The 23200-nt window shown below is 37.9% G+C and carries 18 protein-coding genes; 2 read left to right on the top strand and 16 right to left on the bottom strand.

Going from position 1 to position 23200, the window contains the following annotated elements:
- Positions 1–111 precede the first annotated feature (111 nt).
- From Q0064_RS12625 to Q0064_RS12545, 16 genes are all read right to left on the bottom strand, one after another.
- Complete coding sequence (locus Q0064_RS12625; RefSeq protein WP_298148576.1) at positions 112–960, bottom strand: SDR family NAD(P)-dependent oxidoreductase; 849 nt, start codon at positions 958–960, stop codon at positions 112–114.
- Positions 945–1844, bottom strand: coding sequence for an SDR family NAD(P)-dependent oxidoreductase (locus tag Q0064_RS12620; protein ID WP_298148575.1), 900 nt, complete (start codon positions 1842–1844; stop codon positions 945–947). Before Q0064_RS12620 ends, Q0064_RS12625 begins: the two co-directional genes overlap by 16 nt.
- A complete protein-coding gene (locus Q0064_RS12615; RefSeq protein WP_298148574.1) occupies positions 1834–2379 on the bottom strand; it encodes a hypothetical protein in 546 nt (181 codons plus the stop codon). Before Q0064_RS12615 ends, Q0064_RS12620 begins: the two co-directional genes overlap by 11 nt.
- Positions 2380–2458: 79 nt before the next feature.
- On the bottom strand, positions 2459–3028 hold the full coding sequence (locus Q0064_RS12610; protein ID WP_298148573.1) for a Crp/Fnr family transcriptional regulator: 570 nt from the start codon (positions 3026–3028) through the stop codon (positions 2459–2461).
- Positions 3029–3424: 396 nt separating this feature from the next.
- Positions 3425–3793: a hypothetical protein gene (locus Q0064_RS12605; RefSeq protein WP_298148572.1), complete on the bottom strand. Its 369-nt coding sequence runs from the start codon at positions 3791–3793 to the stop codon at positions 3425–3427.
- A gap of 446 nt (positions 3794–4239) precedes the next feature.
- A complete protein-coding gene (locus Q0064_RS12600) occupies positions 4240–4731 on the bottom strand; it encodes a hypothetical protein (RefSeq protein WP_298148571.1) in 492 nt (163 codons plus the stop codon).
- A gap of 241 nt (positions 4732–4972) precedes the next feature.
- Positions 4973–8080: a type I restriction endonuclease subunit R gene (locus Q0064_RS12595; protein ID WP_298148570.1), complete on the bottom strand. Its 3108-nt coding sequence runs from the start codon at positions 8078–8080 to the stop codon at positions 4973–4975.
- Position 8081: 1 nt separating this feature from the next.
- Complete coding sequence (locus Q0064_RS12590) at positions 8082–9230, bottom strand: anticodon nuclease (RefSeq protein ID WP_298148569.1); 1149 nt, start codon at positions 9228–9230, stop codon at positions 8082–8084.
- A 1-nt stretch (position 9231) separates the two neighbouring features.
- On the bottom strand, positions 9232–10434 hold the full coding sequence (locus tag Q0064_RS12585) for a restriction endonuclease subunit S (RefSeq protein WP_298148568.1): 1203 nt from the start codon (positions 10432–10434) through the stop codon (positions 9232–9234).
- On the bottom strand, positions 10431–11978 hold the full coding sequence (locus Q0064_RS12580) for a type I restriction-modification system subunit M (protein ID WP_298148567.1): 1548 nt from the start codon (positions 11976–11978) through the stop codon (positions 10431–10433). Before Q0064_RS12580 ends, Q0064_RS12585 begins: the two co-directional genes overlap by 4 nt.
- 733 nt (positions 11979–12711) lie before the next feature.
- Positions 12712–13350, bottom strand: coding sequence for a hypothetical protein (locus Q0064_RS12570; protein ID WP_298148566.1), 639 nt, complete (start codon positions 13348–13350; stop codon positions 12712–12714).
- 576 nt (positions 13351–13926) lie between these two features.
- A complete protein-coding gene (locus Q0064_RS12565; RefSeq protein ID WP_298148565.1) occupies positions 13927–14700 on the bottom strand; it encodes a Fic family protein in 774 nt (257 codons plus the stop codon).
- 984 nt (positions 14701–15684) lie between these two features.
- The gene (locus Q0064_RS12560) at positions 15685–16047 is read right to left on the bottom strand and encodes a CoA-binding protein (protein WP_298148564.1); all 363 of its coding nucleotides are present in this window, start codon (positions 16045–16047) and stop codon (positions 15685–15687) included.
- Between the two features lie 109 nt (positions 16048–16156).
- Entirely contained in the window at positions 16157–16612 is a 456-nt protein-coding gene (locus Q0064_RS12555) for a DoxX family protein (protein ID WP_298148563.1), read from the bottom strand.
- A gap of 20 nt (positions 16613–16632) precedes the next feature.
- Positions 16633–18063 (bottom strand): HmuY family protein, encoded by a 1431-nt coding sequence (locus Q0064_RS12550; RefSeq protein WP_298148562.1) that lies wholly within the window; start codon positions 18061–18063, stop codon positions 16633–16635.
- 10 nt (positions 18064–18073) lie between these two features.
- Entirely contained in the window at positions 18074–20173 is a 2100-nt protein-coding gene (locus tag Q0064_RS12545) for a TonB-dependent receptor plug domain-containing protein (protein ID WP_298148561.1), read from the bottom strand.
- A gap of 99 nt (positions 20174–20272) precedes the next feature.
- On the opposite strand from Q0064_RS12545, the gene Q0064_RS12540 reads away from it, so the two are divergent.
- Positions 20273–21172, top strand: a complete 900-nt coding sequence (locus Q0064_RS12540) for a DUF6607 family protein (protein WP_298148560.1) — start codon at positions 20273–20275, stop codon at positions 21170–21172.
- A gap of 344 nt (positions 21173–21516) precedes the next feature.
- A partial coding sequence (locus Q0064_RS12535) for a zinc metalloprotease (RefSeq protein WP_298148559.1) occupies positions 21517–23200 on the top strand: 1684 nt, incomplete at its 3' end.

Raw genomic sequence — 23200 nt, 5'->3', positions numbered from 1 at the left:
CGTGATTATTAGAGAATTAGTGGAAGGGAAAAGTGGGCTTGAAGTTGGGGGAATTTGAGCAGCGGAGGACGCGAAAACTGTATGTGCGTTTGTCGTTATTTAGTGAGTATATCACTGTTCTCCGATCAGTGATTTAGTTAATTCAGATAGTTTATTTCGGTTATCAAGATTGTACGAAAATGAATTTGTCTTTACAGGAATTTGTCCGCCTTTAAAATACTTACCAGTTATTTTTGATAAGTCATTGGAATTAATCAAATACAAAACTCTTTCGGCGGATTTTTCGGGTGTAATTGCAATAAATGACATACAAAATCTAACAAAACCCTGTAAAAGACCTTTTGAAGTTTCTACTCCCAAGTTTGTTTTTACGACACCAGGATGAACAGCATTTACAGTTACACTTGTACTTTTTAATTGTTCCGCTAAGTCGTAAGTAAACATTACATCAGCCACCTTTGACTGTAAATATGCCCTTACACCGCTATAATTTTTCTTGTTGTTTACATCCTTAAAATTAATTTTTGCAATAGGCGGAATGAGTGAAGCCACATTTATAATTCTACCCTGTTTTGAGCTTTTTAGTTCTTCTAAAAGAAGATGGGAAAGCAAATAATGCGAAAGATAATTGACAGCCAAAGTTTGCTCAATTCCTTCTTTAGTTTCAACCCTTTCACTTGAAACCAAACCAGCACAATTGATGAGAACGTCTAATTTATTGTGTTTCTTTTTGAAATTATTTACAAGATTTTTAATCTCATTTTGCAAAGAAAGGTCAGCGTAAAGCATTTCAATATTTGCCCCAAGGTTACTACTTAAAATTTCTTTTTTAAGGTCTTCTCCTTTTTGTTTGTTTCTTGCTATAAGAAATAATTGATTTTCTGGTTTTGCTAATTCAATTGCAGTGGCTTTACCAACACCACTTGTGGCACCAGTTATCAAGATTATTCGCTTTTCCATTTATTTATTTGAATTGATTTGAATCTAAGTTTCATTTTTAGGAAAGATTGTCTTAAACTGTCGGGTAAATATTTTACCATGAAGTTAACAACATTGGCATCATTACCAATAAAGTATTTAAACGATGGATTAGAAGATTCTAATGCTTTCCTGAAAACTTTTGCAGCTTTTTCTACTGCAACACCTCTTTTTTCCATTGAAGCAGCGAGTTTGCTCGACTGAAACAAATTGTACTGATAAAGTTCCTTTCCTTCATTGCCTAATTTTAAAAGACTATCTTGAACCGCTTCATCTGTTCTTCTCCAAATTGATGTTTTTACAGAACCCGGAACTATAACAATTGCTTTTATTCCGTAAGGTGCTAATTCAAAACGCAATGATTCCGTAAATCCTAAAATTGCAAACTTGGCGGCATTATAAAATTGGATAAATGGAAATGCTGAGATACTGCCAACAGAGCCAACATTAATAATTCTTGCTTGATTTTTATTTTTGCTGCTATAAAGCCTTAATAAAGGCAAAAAGATTTTAGTTAAATTAGCCATTCCCCAAAAATGTGTCTCTACTAGAAAGCGTGCTTTTTGTTCATCAAAATATTCTGTTGGAACTGAATAGTTATTACCCGCATTATTGATAATTGCATATATGCCATTTTCACCAACGGTTTTTTTCACGAACTCAAAAGTATTGTTTATGTGCTCAATTTTGGTTACATCTAAAATTATTGGGTAAAGTTTGTCTAAACATAGTTCATTTAACTTATTAATAGCTAATTGGCTTCTTATTCCTGCGAAAACAGTATATCCCGATTTTGCTAATAGAATAGCAGTTGCTTCGCCCATTCCAGAAGAAGCCCCTGTAATTAGTATTGCTTTATTTACCATTTTCCAAATCTTTTTTAATGATGAACAAGGCATTATTTAATAAACCGTTGATGTCTTTAAGGATGAATGATTTAATGATAAAACGAGCTACAAAATTTTTAGGAATAATTCTATACGTCCATTCAATTTTGGTTTGTCGATTTTCTAATTCTGTAAATTTCCAACTTCCTTCAACTTTTTTCGCAAGAAATCTTAATTGTGATGTAAAGCCTACTATTTGGTATGAAAATGAATCACCTTCAACGACTGTAAGCAAACTTTCTTTGGCAGTTGTTCCATCTTCAAAATAGACAGTACGAGTTAATCCTGGTTTTATCCATAGTTCCTTTTCATCTGTCTTAATGATAGCAGGAAATCGTTTGTATTTTTTAAAAATGTGAGACAAGTCAATGGGTACAATATAGTTAAAGGCTGTATTAACAGTTGTATTAATTATTATTGTCGCTTCGGTCTGTGGATATTTTTTCCTACTCTGTCCATTTGCTACACCAACAAATAATATAGTCGTAAGTAATGTTATCCAAAATGTTGTCATTGTAAATTTTGTTTATTTTATTGATACAAAATTGCACAATGATTTTTGCGAAGGATTTACCAAATGGTAAAAAGTGTAATCAGCTTAAATTTTTTCTAATTCTACTCAAAGATTGTTGAGTAATACCAAGATAAGAAGCTAAGTAGGAAAGAGGTATTCTTAAAGCTAGTTTAGGAAACTGGTCAAGAAAGTTTTTGTATCGAGTAGTTGCATCTTCAGCAAGCATAGGGCTTATGCGGTTTACTTTATCTAAAAATGCTTTGGTTGTTATTTGGTTTGTTATTTTGTCCCAGCCAACAATAGTATTAGCTATATCTGTAAGGTCTTTCCGTTTGAAAACAACTAATTCAACGTCTGTAATAGCCTGTATATATTCGCTTGAAGGAATTTGATAAGTGTAGCTATTGAGATCAACCAGAAAATTATTCTCGTCAATGAAATAACGAGTTACTTCATTTCCGTCTTTGCTGTAATAACAAATTCTAAAGATACCTTCCGCAACAAAACCAACTTCATCTGCTGTTTTTCCTGCTTCCGAAAAATAAGCTCCTGCTTTTAATTTTCTTATTTCAGTTTTTGAGCGTATGAGTTCAACTTGTTGTATTGTCAATGGACTGTATTGCAATAATAAGTCTAAAAGCTGTTGCATTTCTCTATTTCTTAAGTCAGCGAATTTAAGTTCATTGTCTTTATAGCTATTTACCTAATGTTAAAAAAGCATTGTAAGTTTTGTAGTTTATAGAGGATCGACCTAACATTACCATCAACTCGCCACTTAGCAAAAGCCACACAGCACCTTCAATTTTCAAAAACAACGACAAACCATTTATTCACTGTACTTTGCACTAAAAACAGGTTTGCATATCCTTGATCTATTAAATTGAACACCCTTCTCGCCTGTTGCCTCCCACGAATATACACTTTTCCCACCAAACGTTAGTAGTCATTTTTGCAACTTTCTTTCTCACTAGCAAACAAAAAAGCAACCCCACCACCCAGCAGCGTTAAAGCAGCAACCGGGCTACATACCCCGAGCTCTCCTGCCCTACTTCACCCCGTGGATTTCTCTGAAAATTTGTAATTGGGCTTTGAGCAGTTCGATTTCGGTGTTTTTTTGGTCGAGTTGGTTTTGGAGGTCGGTTTCTTTTTGGGTTTGGTACGGAATCTTGAGCCATTTCTCGCCAAGTTCCATCAAAAAGTTGTGCTGTACCGCTTGCGATATGCGCCAAAGAATGGTGAATTGAAAGGAACTTTGTCGGAAATACTGGTTCACCGTACTCGGAAGTACCTGCAAGGCTTCGGAAACGTTGGTTTTTTTAACATGATTCTGTTCGATGTGCCATTGGATGAAGTTTCCCAAATGCGGCGCATCGCTGTCCTTACGCTGGAGGTATTTATTCATTCTGGTTGTCATAACTAACTGTTTTAGTGTCAAATATAAAATACTGCCGATTTATCTACAAATTCAAAAACTAAAAAATAAGGTATTATAGCCTAATAAACTTAGTAGCCTACCTAGTTATACTGGTTGTTTACCTACTTATATTAATGATCTACCCTTCATTTTTGGTTGTTTACAATGTTTGCATATTAGTTATATTAGCTTACATAGTTGTTTACCCTATTTGCATGGTAAACATATATGTTTAATACTATTTTAAACCTATAAACTAAATGATCCAACCTGTTATATTTGTTTAAAAGCTAACCTAACTTAGTAGTCCACAAAGTTTATTACGTACTGTTACCAAATGATACAGCAGCCGTGCTTTGCCGTATGCTCCCGCAGTTAAAAAAGAGCATAAAAAAAACCGCTTCGTACTCGGAGCGGTTTTACGGTTAAAGTTGCTGCCTTAGCTGTTAGGCGTTTGGATTTGTAGCGGGTGCCAGCCTACCTCCTTGCCCGGCAAAGCGTGTGCGGAGTTGGTTGTATATGGCATCGGTGCCCGGAACGCCTGCATCGGCGGCTGAGCCAAAGAGTTTGTAGAGTGTGAGTGCCGAGGTGTAGGCCTCGCTGCCGGCAAGCATTTGGGTGTCTTCGAGTTTTTCGAGCAGCTGTTGGGTAAGCTGAATGATCTCGTCGAGTTGCGAAAACAGCGTCATATCGCTTTGCATGTTAGCAACCGAAACATAGCCGGGCAATAAACTCGCATTATTGATACCTGCGTTAATCGCATCTTCGGTAAAGGTTTTGTTGTTAACATCGATCGTTGGCAAACTCGCCCGCTCTTCCGATGTTAAACCCACCAAAAAAGGCAAGTTGCTATTAATAGTTTGTAATGCGTTTTTAACAGCGGTAAGCTGCGCTGCGGTTGCAGTAACGCTCAATCGATTGTTTGTTAAATTGGACATATTACAATGTTTTAAAAGTTTATCCTAAAATTAAAAAAATGTTCGGAAAACGTAACAGAAGTAATATGTAGAATTTTTTCGATGTCTTATAGTCCTGAGCTCGTTGGAGTACGGACTACATCTGAAGTTCCGGCCGAACAGACAAAGAAAATCCGCGCTATCCAGTACAGAGGGGAGGTGCGAGCATTAAATACTTGCAAGCTACTAATTAGCTATGTCCATGCCTACATTCATCAGAGCATCAAAATTGCCCCCCAACTCCTTTAAATTTTTCAACGAACGCAACTAGCCTATTAAAAACAATTTGCTTTTTTGTCAGATACTGCGGATTTAAAGGACTCATTTTAGGTAAAATTGCGTTGAGTTCCGTTCCATTTTCACTGGCATACTCCCTTTTTAAAGAAGTAGTTATATAACGCTTCGCTTCTTCAATATTAAGTCCTTCTTCATTGATTAGTTCTAAAGCTTCTTCTTTTTGTTTGCTTTGGGCATATTGGAAGAATGAATCAATTACATTCGCTTTATCCTGCAGTTTATCAAGGTCAGTCTCATTGATGAAATCAACAACCAAACTTTCCTTTGCTCTGTTTCCAACGCTTGCACGAATAACTCTTCGTATTTCCATAATAAGAGCTTCCTTGTCTTTTATCTTCTTATTATGCTCAAAAATTAATTCAAGGATATAATCAAGATTTATTTCTTGCGATTTTAATAAATCGATTTCGAATACTACATCATCCCAATCAATTGTAGATTCTGCTGTTTCCTTACTGTTTTTTTCTCGGCGCAACCAATCTCGTATGTCATTATATGTGGAACGGTAATCCTGGACTGTTCTTTCACTTAGCAAAGCAATTTCTTTCATTGATGCAATCTCTTGATCTGTGACAAAATATTCTTTTTTGAACTCTTCAAGAGCTAAAGGATCGTTTTGGTCTAGGACTTGAAAAGCTTTCAAGTGAGTGAATTCATCATAATTTTGAAGAATATTCTCAACTCTTAAATACTCTCCGAAAAGTTTAGCAAATTCCTTTTTGTCTCTCTCCCTTACAATTTCATCAGGATGCGGAAATTTCTCATTCAGTTCTTTTACCACTTCAACATAACCTCTTCGAGCTTCACCTGTAACAATGTCTGTAAAACCTTCCAGATATTCTTTGTAGCTCTTTTCAAGAACCACATTTTTAGTATTGCTGTCGCCAAAAAGCGTAATTGCATCAATGGTTGCTTTTTCTAAATCGCGGAATGTTACAATGTTGCCAAAGGTCTTTGTAGCATCATAAATTCTATTTGTCCGTGAAAAGGCTTGAATCAATCCATGATAACGCAAATTTTTGTCAACAAACAATGTGTTCAATGTTGGCGCATCAAAGCCTGTTAGGAACATTCCAACAACAATTATTAAATCAATCTCTTTACTCTTAACACGTTTGGCAAGGTCGCGGTAATAATTCTGAAACTCTTTGCTGTCAAGACCATAACTGGTTCTGAACATGGCGTTATAATCATTGATAACTTTGGTTAAAAACTCTTTAGCAGTAACATCCATAGCTGAAGGCTCGAAAGTCTCATCAACTATTTCACCTATGGCACTTTGCTCTTCGTTTGCTGCAAAAGAGAAGATTGTCGCAATTTTTAGAGGCTTGTCACTATCTTTTTGCAGGTTGTTTAATTCTTCATAATAACATTTCGCAGCATCAACACTGCTCACTGCAAACATGGCATTAAAACCTTTGTTGCTTCCTTGATTACGGTGTGTTTTTATTCTGAAATTGTTTAAAATGTATTGCGATATTTCTTTGATGCGTTCCGGATGAAGAAGAGCTTTTTTGTTTTCTGCTGCACTTAATTTTTTTTCGTCTATTTCAGTTTCTATGCTTTTAAACTGAGGTCGAACATCATTATAATCAACTTTGAATTTCAGAACTTTTTCATCCCTGATAGCATCAGTAATTACATAAGAATGCAACTCCCGTCCAAATACATTGGCAGTTGTTTCTGCACCTAAAGCATTTTGCGGGAAAATAGGTGTGCCTGTAAAACCAAATTGATAAAACTTTTTAAACTTCTTTTTTAGATTTCTTTGTGCTTCCCCAAATTGTGAACGGTGTGCTTCATCAAAAATAAAAACGACTTGTTTATGGTAAATTTCCAAATCACCCTCCGTTTTCATCAGATTGTTTAGCTTCTGTATAGTCGTTACAATAATTTTATTGTCGTTTTTTTCGATATTTCTTTTTAATCCTGCCGTACTATCAGAGCCATTAACACTATCAGGTGAAAAACGTTGATACTCTTTCATAGTCTGAAAATCTAGGTCTTTACGGTCAACCACAAAGAATACTTTATCGATAAAGTCTAGTTGTGTGGCTAATCTCGCAGCTTTAAAACTGGTTAATGTTTTTCCTGAACCTGTGGTGTGCCAAATATAACCACCGCTTTCCGTAGTTGACCATCTCTTTGTTTCAAATGAACTTTTTATTTTCCACAACATCCTTTCCGTTGCTGCAATTTGATAAGGTCTCATAACAAGTAAATTGTCGCTTGTATCAAAAACGGAATATTTTAATAGAACTTCCAAAAGTGTCTTCTTTTGGAAAAAAGTAGCCGTAAAATCTTTAAGGTCTTTGATCAAATTATTGTCAGCTTTTGCCCAATTCATGGTAAAGTCAAAACTATTTTTATCACGCTCAACAGTATTGGCAAAATACCGGCTGTCGGTACCGTTTGAAATGACAAAAATCTGAATGTACTTAAACAACGAGTTTTTACTGTTAAAACTTTCCTTTGAATATCTATGAACTTGATTAAATGCTTCACGAATAGCCACGCCTCGTTTTTTTAATTCAACTTGTACCAAGGGTAATCCATTTACCAATATAGTTACATCATAACGATTGGCGTGTATTCCTTTCTGTTCAAATTGTGAAATTACTTGGATTTTATTTCGTGTAATATTCTTTTTGTCAAGCAGATATATATTCTTGATACGTCCATCATCAAAAACAAAATCATAGATATAATTTTCATGAATTTTTCTTGTCTTTTCTATTAAGTTATCACTTGGTTTATCAAGGTATTCATCTACAAAGCGCAACCATTCGGAATCTGAAAACAATACATCATTTAGATCTTGAAGCTGATGCTTAATATTGGCTAACATATCAGCTGTTGAATTCAATCCGCGAATTCTTTCGTAACCTTGATTTACTAAATCTTGAATAAATTCAGTCTCTAGTGCTGCTTCTGTTTGATAGACTATTGGCGGCTCACTGATGACCGAACTTTTAGTATAGTTATTTAGTACAATAAAGTTATTTGATTCTGCTATAGTGTTATATGTTGTCATTTTATACTTCTTTCCAATAATTAAAATTGTCTGTCAGATGCTTTAACAATAAAGCTACCGTTTGTTTTTCGGGTTCTGTTGGTTCTGCGACTACCTCATTTGATAAGGTAGAATGACTTGTAAACTGAATTACACGGTTGTAATATGTTTGCTTATCATCGGGTAATAATTCTGACCATCTTGGGTAACCTAAGAAATTTGCGGTCTTTTCATAGAGATTTCTGAGAAGTGTAAAGTGATACTTTTGAATTGCATTACTGTCTATAGCTTCTTGAATGGTTTGCTTTAGAAAAAGGTGGTATGAAAAACTTTTATTTGAATCACCTTTCTTTTCCTTTAGGTCAAATGTTCCGTCATTGAGTTTATTAAGAATGTACCCTGCCTTTAATCCTAATTCATTATAAAGAACATTGTAGAAAAGCGGGCTATGTGTTGAAATGATAAATTTTAATCCAATAGATTTCTTAATGATTAGTGCCAAGTTAACTGCCAGTTCAATCAAATGATTGTCGTCTAATGAACTTACGGGGTCGTCAATAAAAACATATTTTAAATCATTGAACTTGTCTGTTGAACGGTTCTCAGGTTCGGGATTATTTAATTGCTCAACAACTTGTTCAAGCAAACTATAAAAAACACACCAAATAAAATTGCTTTCTTCTGCTTTTGAAATTTTTATATTCGGTATGCTTTCCTGATTACCACCTTCAACTGAGAAAGTAATTTCAGAGTATGCCTTTACAGTGAGGACTCTGTCATTCTCATCTTTGGTTGTGTATTCTTCATTAAAACGTGGCGTTACTTTATCGTTTGTGAAATGCTGAAAATTTGAAATGATGTTTCCGTCAAGTCCTTGGTCTTTTAAGAACTCAAGAACCATATTTGTAAATCCGTTAGGGCGAATAAGTAGTTTTCTATTTACATCGGCGTCCAAATCATTGTCCCAATAAAAAAGGTCTTCAGTAAATGCGTTGTAATAGAGGACTTTTATTCCTGTTTCATCTTCATCTTCTGTATCCTTTGGAGCAACCAACAATCTGAACTCTCGTGATAACCTTGTTTTACCAACGCCATTAAAAGCATAGATTAACTGAGCTTTATCAGCAGCATCTCTAAGTGTTTCAGAAATTTGTATTAACGTCTGTCCCATTTTATGATTCTATATTATTTTTTGGAAAGGTTAGTAATAAGTCACGGTAATACTCATACTGCTTTTTCCGCAATTCAATTTCTTTTGGCAAACCTTCGCTGATTGAAGTAGTAAGTATATCGAATTTGTCAAGGATGGTAACAATGCGTTCTTGCTCTGCAGGTGAAGGAATAGGGATTTGGAAATTCTCCAATTTACTGCCGTGAACACGAATAACCTTTGTACCAGTTACGTGCTGCTTTTTATAATCATAAAACATTGGCGTTTGTAAGTAATAAGCCAAATACTTCGGATTTTGATTGTGTTTGAAAATATAAGTTTCACCACTTACACAAATTTCTTCCTGCCCAAGCCATACAACTGTTTTGCACACATCATCTATATTCTCGCTTGTGGTTGCAATGATAAGGTCGCCTCTTTGTGCTTTTCGGAATTTCTTTGCTGCTTCTTTAGAAACAAACGATTTTGTTTTATCCGTAAACATGCCATAGTAGGTGTAAATCTGACCATAGTGAATACAGCCAACACCACTTTCAGTAAAGTCTTTTTTCTGTAATCCGTTACCTCTTATCATAATCCCTATCTCTTTGATTCTTAACCACTTATACCCCCCCCCTTCAATATTTAAGCCATTGAAATTCAATAGCTTATTGCGATAATATTCATACTGCTTTTTACGAGCTGTAAGCTCCGCTGTAAGCTCCGCTGTAAGCTCCGCTGTAAGCTCCGTGAACTTATCCAGAATACGAACAATTTCTTTTTGAACTTCGAGAGGTGGGATGGGGATTTCTTTGATTGCATAATTGCTAATCCATTGTCGTTTGTGGTCACCTTCAACTAATCCACTGGGTAATGTATTTAGCCAATAATAAATGTATTTTAATAACGCTTTAGATTCATCTTTTGAAGTAATCATTTTCATTGCTGATGATTTCGCTTTAAAATCAAAATCAACCCATTTATTAGCTGTTGTAAAATCATCGAAAATTATAACAGGCGTTTCAGATGCTTGATAAATTCCTTCGGTTTCAGCAGTATATCCTAAAATAAAAGTTTTACCGGCAGTTAAAACCGGGGTTGGGTAATTATCTCTATAGTTATCTGATTTTACTAAATACTTAGTAGGCTGTTCGTAATCAGCTACCTCGCCTAAGGCTATCCACTCCACTTCAACGTTTTGTAATAACTTATCTAAATAACTCATGCCTCTATTTCTTTTATAATTTTATCAATATCTGAACGGAGTGAATTTATCTTTTCTACTGTTACTGAAATCTCAGCATTCAGCTTTTTAATATCAACCTGTTCCCGTTTGTCTTTTGCTTCTATGTATGAACTTACCGAAAGGTTATAATCGTTTTGTGCTATTTTGGAGTTGTCGATAGTCTTCGCCACATACTCAACATCTTCTTTGTTGTCGAACAGTTCCATTATCGTTTCAATGTGTTTATCAGTTAACACATTGTTGTTGGTTACTTTTTTAAAGAAATCTTCGCCACTGGCATCTATAAACTGAGTTTTATTTTCGGTTTTGTGTTTTGAAAGCACAAGAATTGTTACCGCAATAGGAGTTCCATAGAAAAGGTTCGGAGCAAGAGAGATAATGGTTTCTACAAAGTTGTTATCCACTAAATACTTTCTGATTTTCTGCTCTGCACCGCTGCGGTAAAAGATACCAGGGAAACAAACAATTGCTGCTCTTCCTTTACTGGATAGATAACTTAGGGCATGAAGTACAAAAGCAAAGTCTGCTTTTGATTTTGGAGCCAACACACCAGCAGGTGCAAAACGGTCGTCATTAATTAGCGTGGGGTCGCCATCGCCTATCCAATTAATAGAGTAAGGAGGATTAGAAACGATTGCATCAAATGGTTTTTCATCTCCAAAGTGCGGATCCGTCAAGGTGTTGCCCAAAGCAATGTTAAACTTGTCGTAGTTTATGTTGTGTAAAAACATATTCATACGAGCAAGGTTGTAAGTTGTGTGGTTCACTTCCTGCCCATAAAAGCCGTCTTCGATAATATGATTGTCGAAATGCTTTTTAGCTTGTAATAACAAAGACCCAGAACCTGCTGCAGGATCATAAATTTTGTTAACTTTTTCTTGCTTATGCATTGCTAACTGTGCAATCAATTTTGATACATGCTGTGGCGTAAAAAATTCTCCTCCAGACTTACCAGCGTTAGCTGCATAGTTATTTATGAGATATTCGTAGGCATCTCCAAAAAGATCAATTTGACTTTCTTCAAAATTACCGAAATTGAGTTCTTCCACTCCCTTTAAAACCGCCGCCAGACGCGAATTTTTACCCTCTACTGTATTTCCCAATCTTGTACTTGTAGTATCAAAATCGGCGAATAATCCTTTTATGTCTTGTTCAGAAGGATAACCGTTCGCAGAACTTTCAATGGCATCAAAGATCGCTTTTAAGTCTGTATTTAAATTCGGGTTTGTATTGGCTGTTTTAGCTACATTCACAAAAAGTTGACTTGGATAAATGAAGTAACCTTTTGTTTTTATCGCATCGTCTTTTATTTCGGGTGTGATTACGTCATCAGAAAGTTTTGAATAGTCAATGCTTTCATCGCCACCTTCAATGTAATTGGTGAAGTTTTCACTAATGAATCGATAGAACAGCGTTCCTAATACGAACTGTTTAAAGTCCCAGCCATCTACAGAGCCTCGAACTTCATTTGCTATTTTCCAAATCTTGTTCCTTAATTCCTGTTGCTGTGAAGTACTTGTCATTTTTTCTCTTTTATTAACTCTTGTGGTTTAACACCTAATATTCTAGCAATTTCAAAAAGCACTTCAAGTTTTGGCTTTTGTCGATTTTGAACATGACCATTTACCACGATTCTACAACTTTTACTTCGCTAGTATGCCAGCCAAATTTGTTTGTATCCTTTTTCTTCTAACACTTTCTATATCCTATTCATGTTATTTTGAAAAGTGTCCTCAAAAATAGCTTACAAAATATATCTATCGTACTTTTCAACATATAAACTGCTTGAATTTTTACTGGTCTTTTTTTTGATGCTGCTGCAAAATTGTCAAATACTAATATAAATCTACTTTTCATAGCTATCTAAACTAAATAAACAACGCTTGAAAGTTGCTGCTAAAAAACGAAAATGTATACCAAAATAGAGCTCGTTATCAATTTAATAGCGAAGCTTTTTACTAGTATTTGCTTATGCAAATCATAAACTCATTTCTCCTAATCGTTAAAACGGATTTACACTTTTCCCAGCAAACGCTAGTAATCTTTTTCGCAACTTTCTACCTCAACGGTAAACAAAAAGCAAGCCAGAGCCAGAGCGATGTTATGGAACGATTACTAGGCAGAGCACAGATTACTCCAGAGGCTCCAGCAGAACAGACAAAGGAAGTCTCCGCGATATGGTTTTTAAAATTAGGTTGAGAAATTGCGAATTGAGGTAAAGCTGTGCAACAGGAATGGTGGTTAGCGGTGGTTTTTTTATTGTTTCCAGAAAAAATCTTTAATAAAAAAGACCGTATCAATGAAGTAGAGCAAACCGTCTTTAGTAAGAACATTTTCATCATGCAGATCTTCGATGATAATGCCTATATTATTGTTTACATAATCATTGTTTTTGATTGTTTCAAAACCATTGGCAAGCAGAAATTCTTTCACAAGTTTTAAATCCGTTGCCTGAGTTATTTCAACGAATTTTTGTTCTACAACTGCAAATAGTTGACTCTTTTCTTTTGTGAATCCGATTAACTTATATGCTGTGTCTTCAAAAAAGAAATTATGTAGAAGTAAGTTGTAGAAATAATCTAACCAGCATTCATAATAAATGGAGTCATTGAGTTTTAACACAGAAATAGAATCTTTTAAATAGACCTTCTGTTCTGCTCCTTCGCTAACATACTTTGTGAAATCAATATCTTCAATCCAAAGATCGTTGAGATTAATGTAGTGTTCTAACTTCTGCTTTTCTTGTTCTTTGAAGAGCTTTGTTCCTTTAATAGCTGTGCTTGTTTCTTGGCTTTTTCTAAGGTAATTGGCGATTGCTTGGATAGCTTCTCCATTCCTAACTTCGCTCTTTCCTGAAAGGACATCATATAGTTTTGTCTTAAGTTCGTTCGACATCAACACAAATGTAAACAATCTGTTTCACTTGCAGAGATGTCCCGTTGATTGCAAAATCACTAAAAATGCTAAAAAATCAACATATTGATCGCAAAAGACTAAAATTTGCATTGAGTAAATATTGCAACAGTCTTGAATTTTTGATTTGAAATTAGGGGAACCCTTACCGTCAACTCAACAATTAGCAAAACTCCCGCACCTCCCTAAATTCCTAAAAAAATAAACCATTGATTACTAACGCTTTGAACTGAATAAGTTTTGCGTATTTTGAAAATATTAAATTGAACACTCGTTTCGACGTTTGCCTCTTACGATTATACACTTTTCCCACCAAACGTTAGTAGGATTTTTCGCAACTTTCTTTATCAGCGGTAAACAAAAAAGCAAGCCCTTAGCTGAGCGGCGGAAAGTGCGCAAGAACATTCGTGATTATTGGGAAATGAGTGTACGTGAAGAACGGGCGTAAAATGGGGAACGATTGCGCAGCAGAGCACGAATTGCACCCGAGGCTCAAGCAGAACAGACGAAGTAAATGCGAGCTATCGAGTTTTATAAAATCCTGTTCTGCCGTTGTATTTATTTTAAACTGTTAGGCAACATTAGTAAAAAAGGAAGTGCTTTTGAGTAGTCTAACTGTTCGTATTCTAAACCTAAAAGTCGTAGGTTGTTGTAATACGTTTGGTGCTGCTCGTAATAATGTTGTTCGCTTGCAACAAACCAGGCTTTTTCGCCAAGTCTTTGTCCTAAAAACCATTTTTCTAACAAACGACAACTTCTTCCGTTGCCGTCATTCCACGGGTGAATTTTCACAAAAACTAAATGAATCATCGCTGCATAAAAAAATACTTCTGCTAAAGTGAGTTCTTGTTTTAAAAGGAAAGCTATATCCGTATATAATTTTTCCATTTCAGTTGCCAAATCAAATGGCGATGCGGCTACGTACTCAATTCTACCATCGGGTGTGCTTACGTACATTTGCTGTCTTCGCAATTTACCTTGTTGGTGTTTGGCTACAAGATGCTGGCTCAAAAGTTTGTGTGCTTCGCTGATATGCGCTTTGTTCAGTTCGTTCATTTTTGCGAAAGTGTAAGCGCTGTATAAGTCGTCTATTTTTTTGGTGTAGTCGGGTAAGAACTCAATACCAAATTTTTTGTGTTTGATGTAACTATCCAATTCAATGTTTTCGCCTTCTATTTTACTTGAAAAAACCGAAGCAACTGAGGTATAAAAACTGAAAGTATTCGTCGAAATTTCAGCATCTTTTAAATTGTCAAATTTTTGCTGCAAATCTTTGGGAATGGCTTTTAGAAAGTCAGGAAGTAAGTCGGTTTTAATAAGCTGTAAATTCATTTTCTTGTGCGTTGTTTATCAATGCCGCTAGCTCCGTTTTATTGATCTTTTTTTAAATGAAATTTTTAAGTATTAGTTTTTGCAATGCTTTTCGAGAATATAAACGTCCTTATTTACAGATATTTAGCTGAAAAATCTATATAAATTTACTGTATAAAGTGAAGCGCTAGTTTTGTTAACTCTCGCCCACGAATATACACATTTCCACTAAACGCTGATAACGTATTTCTCAGCCCCGGTTGCAGCGGCAGCCCGGAGAAAAAGACGCTTGTTTGAACCGCAACTGTGGCGGCGACGCCAGAAGCCCGCCGCAGTGCGCGTGAAAACTGCGTATTTTTTGAGGACTATAGCGGAAGACGGGAATAGCTGCTTTAGGGAGATATTAGAAGTTAGAAGTTAGAAGCTAGAAGTTAGAAGCTAGAGGCTAGAGGCTAGACATCGATGATTTCACCATTTAACGTATCATTTTTCCTTCCTAACCCACGTATCGTCGGTGCCTGAGCTTGTCGAAGGCCAATTTTTTTTAGAAGTTAGACCCGATAGGAATCGCGATAGCAACGTTCACCACTTAACGTTTCGTTTTTCCTGCCCGAACCCGCTTACAGCAAACAGCTTATAGCAAACAGCTTATAGCAAACAGCTTATAGCAAACAGCGAACAGCGAATAGCAGACAGCAGACAGCAGACAGCAGACAGCAAACAGCAAACAGCTTATAGCAAACAGCGAACAGCGAACAGCGAATAGCGAATAGCAGACAGCTTACAGCAAACAACAAACAGCGAACAATAAACAGCGAACAGCTTACAGCAGACAGCTTACAGCGAACAGCTTACAGCGAACAACAAACAGCCGAAAGCTAAAAGCTAAAAGCTAATCGCTGAATGCTAAAAGCTAAAAGCTGACAGCTAACAGCTGACAGCTAACCGCTGAATGCTAAAAGCTAACAGCTAAAAGCTAACAGCTGACAGCTAATCACTGAAAACCTAAAACTGCCTCGTGCTCAGCAATACCAATGTACAAGCTACCTCGCTGCTGATCTGGGATTCGGATAAAATGTTGTAAAACTCCGGATTTTCGGTGCCGGGATTGAAAATAACACGACGCGGGTGCAAACTCAAAATGTAGTCGTAATACGCTTTTTGGCGCTCGGGATTCAAATATAAGGTTACCGTATCAATATCGTCGAAAACTTCGGCGGTGGTGTGTATCGGAACGTCGTCAACAAGTCCGGGCTTCTGACCTACCGCAACCACCTCTATATTGTTCTTTCGCAACTGCTGAACCGCCAAATACGCATACCGATCCGGATTGGTACTGGCACCCAAAACCAATGTTTTAGCTGACATGTTTTTTATTTTAAAGGTAGTGAAAATAGCTCGCAAACGCTATTGCTAGAAAACAAAAGAGACCGGACGCAACCCGATCTCTTTCGACAAACAAAACAAACAAACCAATTTAATGACTTTTATATATACGCGGATTCCACAACAAGGGTTTCCAGATGCGGTAACTTTCGGCGATTAAAATCAGATTAATCAGCAATAAACCAAGTGTTTGCAATAATTCTCCCAGTTCATCTGGTTCTAAAAAGTTGTGAAATAAAAAGATGTTAATCGTTAACGGCAGCGCAACAAAAGCACCAACGCGTGCAAACACTTGCGAAATCAGTAAAATTCCGGCCAATAATTCGGCTATGCCCAAGAACTCCCAGAAAAACCCAGACTGGCGCATGCCAAAAATGTAGTTTTTAATCTTCAGTATTTCAACCGTTGGCGCCACTTCCTCTCCCGATTTTACCGTGTCGATAATTTCTGTCGGCGGCGGCGTTGGTTTTTCAAATTTCTTGATGCCGCCGTAAAACATCATGCCTCCTAAAATCAGATTCAAAGCAATAAATAAATAGCGTTTCATATAGTTGCGTTTAAGTTAAGTTAGTTTAATTTTTGATATTCGAAACTCGGATTTCCACGCTCGCCTTGTGCATTCACTAACGAAATAAAACGCAGTTTATAAATGTTACCGGCCGTGTCTTTAAGAATATAAAAACGGTCGTCTCGCGCGCTTGGCAAACTTGTAGGTCCGCCGCCGTTTCTCCACGAGGATCCAATAGCACGCGGGTCGGCTGCTGCTGTTGTCTCAAAATTCGCTGTGTTTACATTCGCTAAACTGTAATTCGCGTACAACACGCCTTCGCTGTTCAATACTTGATAAATGCGTGTTCCGCCCAAGGCATTGCTCACAATAAAATCTTGAAACGCATACGATACCGTTCCGGTTCCAAAATTGGTGAAGTTGGTAAACGGCGTAAACTGTAAATCCCATTTGTTTTTTTCTGGCTGTGCAACCACCGTATTTCCTGTAGTTAAATTCACGTATGTAAAATGATATGCGGAGTTTTTAGCCACCAAAATTTCGCTAAATGTTGTTGCTTCTGGCGCTGCATATTGAATTTTGTATCCGTTTGCGTTTCTAAGCACACGAATTTTTAACCAGCCGCGCGAATTTCCGTACGCATTCACACTACCCACACCTGGCGCAGCCGTTGCTACATCAAAACCGCGGTTAATGAGATATACTTTGTTGTCGGCATCGTTTGCAGCGACCTCAGCGATAGCGGTTTGGGCTAAATTTCCGCTCGGATCGTCAACATACGCCGGATTTCCATTTACAACTCCGGTTCCACCACCCTCGCCTACTGCCACCGACGCGTCAATCTCCTGTGGAATCGTTATATCGTTTACTGCCAATTGTTTCGCTGCCATTTTCAATGCACCGTTTAAGACGACGCGAAACTCCGATCCGCTGTAAAACCCAAGATCAAATGAAGCGCGCGGCACTTGCAAGTCGGCACCTGAACTTAAATCTACATATACGATGTTCGGAACGTTGGGTCCGCCAACAGCCGGTGCTTTGGTAAGTTGCGTTACGGGAACTTCGTTGAAATTAGCCACTAGCGAAGCCGCTTCAGGAGCCACAGTAAGGTTTACATCGGAACTTCCCGTCAACTGAAATGCAACCGATTTTGCCTGACCTTCAATAGCCTGCGTTAGTCGCGTGATTTGAAAACTGACGGTTGTTGCCTCCTTTTCGTAGGGAATTTCGAGCTTATTTGCTGCTGTTGGCGCGATCGATAAATTAAAATCGGTGCCTAAAACGGCGTTTGTACCCGTAAAAGTTAGTTCGAGTACGCCCGATTTGGCTGCGGCCGTTTCAAAATTCAGTACAATATCGGTGCTGCTTTCCACCAAGTTAAGTTGCGCATTTGCAAAACCTACGGTGTTTTGATTGGCCGTATCACTGTCTTTATCACAAGAGGTAAAAAGCAGTAGAAAAAGTGTTAGAAAACTAAATACATGTTTCATAATCAAATAATTATATATTAAAGAGATAGGATAATTTTAAAAAATAAGATCTTCCGTAACCTAGCAGCACGCCGTTGCCGGAACTGTGAACACCGCCCGCATTCGGATTCGACTGATTGATACTGCCTACATCAAGCAGGTTTCGAGCGCCGAAGCCAATGGAAAGCCCCGACTTAAAATTTTTGGTAAATGTGGCGTCCAACCAACCAAAATCGGATAGCGTTGCCAGATCATAGGTTGCTTCGCCGGCCTCGTTCGTTGTGGCTTGAAATTGCTGCTGGCGTCCGGTGTACTTATAAAAAACGGCAAACGTGCTGTTGATTTTCTTGAATTGATACGTCGCCGAAAAATTAGCAAGCAGAGAATACAGAAATTTATCCGACGAAATTGCCTCGCCGTTTTGCAATTCTTGGGAAATACCGATGAGGGAAAGTCCGGCTAGCATTTGTACATCTTGCCATTGTATGGAATTTGTAATGGAGAAATTCTGCATCTGATATTTGCTGATGTTGATGTACTGCGACTTCACCATCGGCGCGGTTTCTACCAACGCCATACTAATGCGATCGTTCACAAAGAGGAATTGCGTTTGAATACCCGATTGGATGGATACATTTCCGAGTTTGTAACGCGTTTGATATCCCAAATCGGCTGCATGACTGGTTTCTGGAAGCAGATTTTGATTGCCGACGAAAAAATGTCCGGAGAAGATTATTTGAGAATAGAGTTCTTCGAAATTTGGTGTTCGGTACGATCGTCCGTAGCCGAAACGCAGCTCACTACGCGAATGTAAACGCACTTTAAATTGTGCCGAAGTGGCTATTTGATTGTCGAAACGATCTTGAAACGAATAGCGAAAACCGGTTCGGATTTGGAGTTTTGGAGTAAGATCGGATTCGGCAGACCAGAACAAATCGGCGTTTGAAATTGATTTTTCCACAACTTGTTCCAAATTGTTTTCGGCACTTACGAGCGAAAATCCGAGATTTCGAACGGCTTCGTAACCGAATTGATGCTCGATACGCTTTCCTGTACGAATCTTGCTGAGCGTTCCGGAGCTGTACCACAAATCGGATCCTTGATCTTTGCGTGTATTGGCCGACTGTTCGCTGTCGGTATTGTGATTGTATTGATAATTTGTGCGGTCGCGTCGTTGATTTTGGTATGAAAACGATACGGCAAGCGGATACGTTTGAGAAATCTTGCTATCTATCTGAAAAACATGGGATTGCCTCTGTGTTTTATACCGACTGTCGGCTGAAAACAAGGTAGGTTCAAACGGCGGATTGTTCACTGCAAATACAACGCGATTATACACATCGAGCGATTCCCATAGATAATCTAGTTTGTACGTTAATTTCAGTTGATTAAACGAATAATTCAGATACGAATTTGCGTTGTATTGGGCTTTTGGCAACCATTCGTAGCCGCGTAAACCATCGTTAGTTGTATAGTTTTTTCCTTGAAAACGATTCAAAAAACCAGTGAAGATATTTCGATTGAGCGCCGCAGCAGCCGACCACCGATCGTTAAAAGTGTGATTAAGTGCGAATCGCTGTACGCGTCGGCCTCTGTGCATCCACGCATATTCTTTGCCAACAGTTTCTTCCTGTAAACTGAGTTCGGCTGTTGTTCCGGATTTAATTGATTTTTTAGTGATTAGATTGAGAATTCCGCTCACAGCATTTGCACCATGCGTGACGCCCATGGAGCCTTCAACAATTTCGATACGCTCAATTAAATCGAGATTGATTTGCGTTAGATCGATGTTATTGCCCAGACCATTCTCCGAAACCAGCGGAACATTATCGACGAGAATTTTAAAATACTGTCCGTCTAAACCAAATAACGACACTGTTGAACGACCGCTAGTGTTGGAAGGCGTCACGGTGATATTTAAATACTGATTGAGCACATCGGCGAGGGTAACTGCTGCCAGCGCATCGATTTGTTCGCGACTAATTGTTTTGACATTGAAAACCGACTTTCGGATGCTTCGCGGCGAGAATTGTCCGGTTACAATTACCTCTTCCATGGGTACGGCTGTGGTGTCGCTTTGCGCGAAAACACTGGCTGCTGTCCAAAACAAAAACAATCCAAAATACTTCATTGTCTAGATTCGTTCTAAATAATTTTCAGCAAATATATCTTTATTTTTATTTATTCTAAATAGAAATAGTATTTTTGGCAAAAATTAATTCTACACCTTATGAGAAAACAAAATCTGATTACTGCGATTCTAGTACTTGTATTTGCTGTTGGTTTCGGACAGTCGAAAAAAGAAAAAGACCAAGCTGCGATTAAGAAAATGTGTGGCTGTTACGAAGTGACATTCAATTTTGCGGAAACATTCAGTTACAGTAAAGACTCGTTGTACAAGCCTTCAAAAACAAAATACGACTATGGCTTAGAGTGGGTTGAGTTACTTGAAGACAAACCAGGGAAAGTGGTTATGCAGCATTTGCTTATTGTGAGCGACACTACGATTGTGAAACATTGGCGCCAGGATTGGTTGTTTGAAAACACAGATTCGTATCAGTTTTTCAAAGACAATACATGGAAATTTAGTCAATTGAAAAAATCGGATGTCGCTGGAAAGTGGACGCAAAATGTGTATCAGGTCGATGACAGTCCGCGTTACTCCGGCACGGCCACTTGGGTGCATATCGACGGGAAGTCGTATTGGAAAAACACCACAGATGCTCCGCTGCCGCGCCGAGAATTCACCATTCGTACCGATTACAACGTACTTAAACGAACAAATGTTCACGAGATTACGAACTACGGTTGGTTACACGAACAAGACAATGAAAAATTAATTCGCGACGAAAAAGGAACCGATGTTTTATTAGCGCGCGAAAAAGGACTTGATTTCTACAAAAAAGTGGACGACAGTAAATGTCTAGCTGCACAAAACTGGTGGAAAGCCAACAAACAATTATGGGCACAAATCAACAAGAAATGGAATGAAGTTTACAATCGCAAGAAAGATTTACACATTGAGAAAACCGTAAACAAGCAGCCGATGTTTATGCCTTTATTTGAATTAAAACCACAATCGACCACGGCGGAAATTAACTCGATTTTTTCGCAATACATAAAAAGCTAGTAAAAATTAGCTACTCAGATCGATCCTAATTTCAGTTAGAAATCGAAAATAGCTGATCCGTAACGATGAATGACCTTATTCACTTCGCTACGGATCTGCTTTCTGATTTTAGTTATTGAATTAGAATGACTAGCTGTTTTTCTTTATTGAACAGATATTTCAAAAACTAAACAAATTCTAAAATTTTAAGGAAATCTCTTGTCAATTACGCAACGAAAAAACAATTATACTCCGATAAAATCAATTATTTCGCCTCTAAAATTTGTAACATATTTACAAAAAGTATAGTTTCGCCGCCTAATTCAAAGTCAAGGAGTGCCTCCCAACCTCCAAAATATCACATCATGAAAAAACTACTCTACTTTTTCGCCCTAGTTACCGTTGGAGCATGGGCACAAACGCCAAAAGCGACCAATAAACTTTTTGGTGTCGACATTAATCCGACCAACACACCTACCGCAACTGGAAAAATTCGTTGCGCATCAACCGAATACGAAACATCGTTACAGCAAAAACACAGCACTCGCGCCACCGAGGAAGCCTTTGAAAACTGGATGAGCGCAAAAATTCGCGAACGTCAAGCTACAGGAAACCGCTCTGCTCAGAGCACGAATACTGTTTACACCATTCCGGTTGTAGTACATGTGATTCATAACGGCGATGCTTACGGAACGGGCGAAAACATTACCGACGAGCAAGTACTTTCTCAAATTCAAGTTCTAAATCAGGATTTTAGAAGAATGCTAAACACACCAGGATACAACACGAACGCGGTTGGCGCTGATACTGAGATTGAATTCTGTTTAGCTCAAACCGATCCGGATGGAAACGAAACAACAGGTATTCACCGAGTTAATTTGGGAACGGCTTCATGGGGTGAAACCGCCATTGAAACAACTATGAAACCTCAAACACAGTGGAATCCTGATTTGTATTTCAACATTTGGGTTTGTCGTTTTGGTGGCGACTTATTTGGAGTTTTGGGTTACGCACAATTTCCCGACAATTCAACCTTAGGTGGATTAGATACCATTGGTGGTGAAGCCGATACCGATGGCGTTGTGATCGGTTATCAATATTTTGGATCTCAAGCCATTTATCCAGACGGAACTTATGACAGTGAATTCTTTAACGGAAGAACTACAACCCACGAAATTGGCCACTGTTTTGGCTTGCGTCATATTTGGGGAGATACTTCAAGTTGTACCGTCAACGCAACCGATTCGCTAAAAGATTATTGCCCTGATACCCCGGCTGCTTCAACAGCAACAAGCGGCTGCCCAACGGGTAAAAATTCCTGTCCAAATGCTCCCGGAAACGACATGATCGAAAACTACATGGATTATACCGACGATGGTTGCATGAATATCTTCACACAAGACCAAAAAGAGCGCATGCTCGTAGTACTTGAAAACTCTCCCCGTCGTTCAAGCTTGCGAACCTCAACTGTTTGTCAAGCGCCACAAGGCTTTGAAATCGATGGATCCTTGAACTTCAATGCTCCGACAGATACGTGTACATCTACACCTACATTAAGTCTAACGCTTCAAAACAAAGGAACACAAACCATAAATTCAGCGGTAATCGAATATGCTGTAGATGGTGTTGCGCAACCTAACGTTACTTATAACGGAAACCTTACTACAACACAAACTGCGCAAATCCAGTTACCAACTACAACTTTTACATCGGGTACACACGCTATTACATTTAACATCAGCAGCATCAATCAAGTTGCCGACCAAAACAGTAATAACGACAATAAGTCGAGTAGTTTTACCCTTGAAACATTTTACAATACTACCGCTGTTACCATCAAGATTCAAAGAGATGAATTTGGCTCTGAAACAGCATGGTCGTTCGTAAATGCAGCAGGACAAACCCTTGCATCGGGTGGAAATTATAATGACACTAACTCTTTACCTGCTTTGATTAGCCAGACTATCAACGTTCCTGCAAACACTTGCTATACATTTACAATTACTGATTCATTTGGAGACGGAATTTGCTGCGATTACGGAGATGGCT

The organism is Flavobacterium sp. (genome assembly GCF_027490375.1).
Lineage (GTDB): Bacteria > Bacteroidota > Bacteroidia > Flavobacteriales > Flavobacteriaceae > Flavobacterium.
This window is presented reverse-complemented; position numbering and strand designations above follow the sequence as displayed.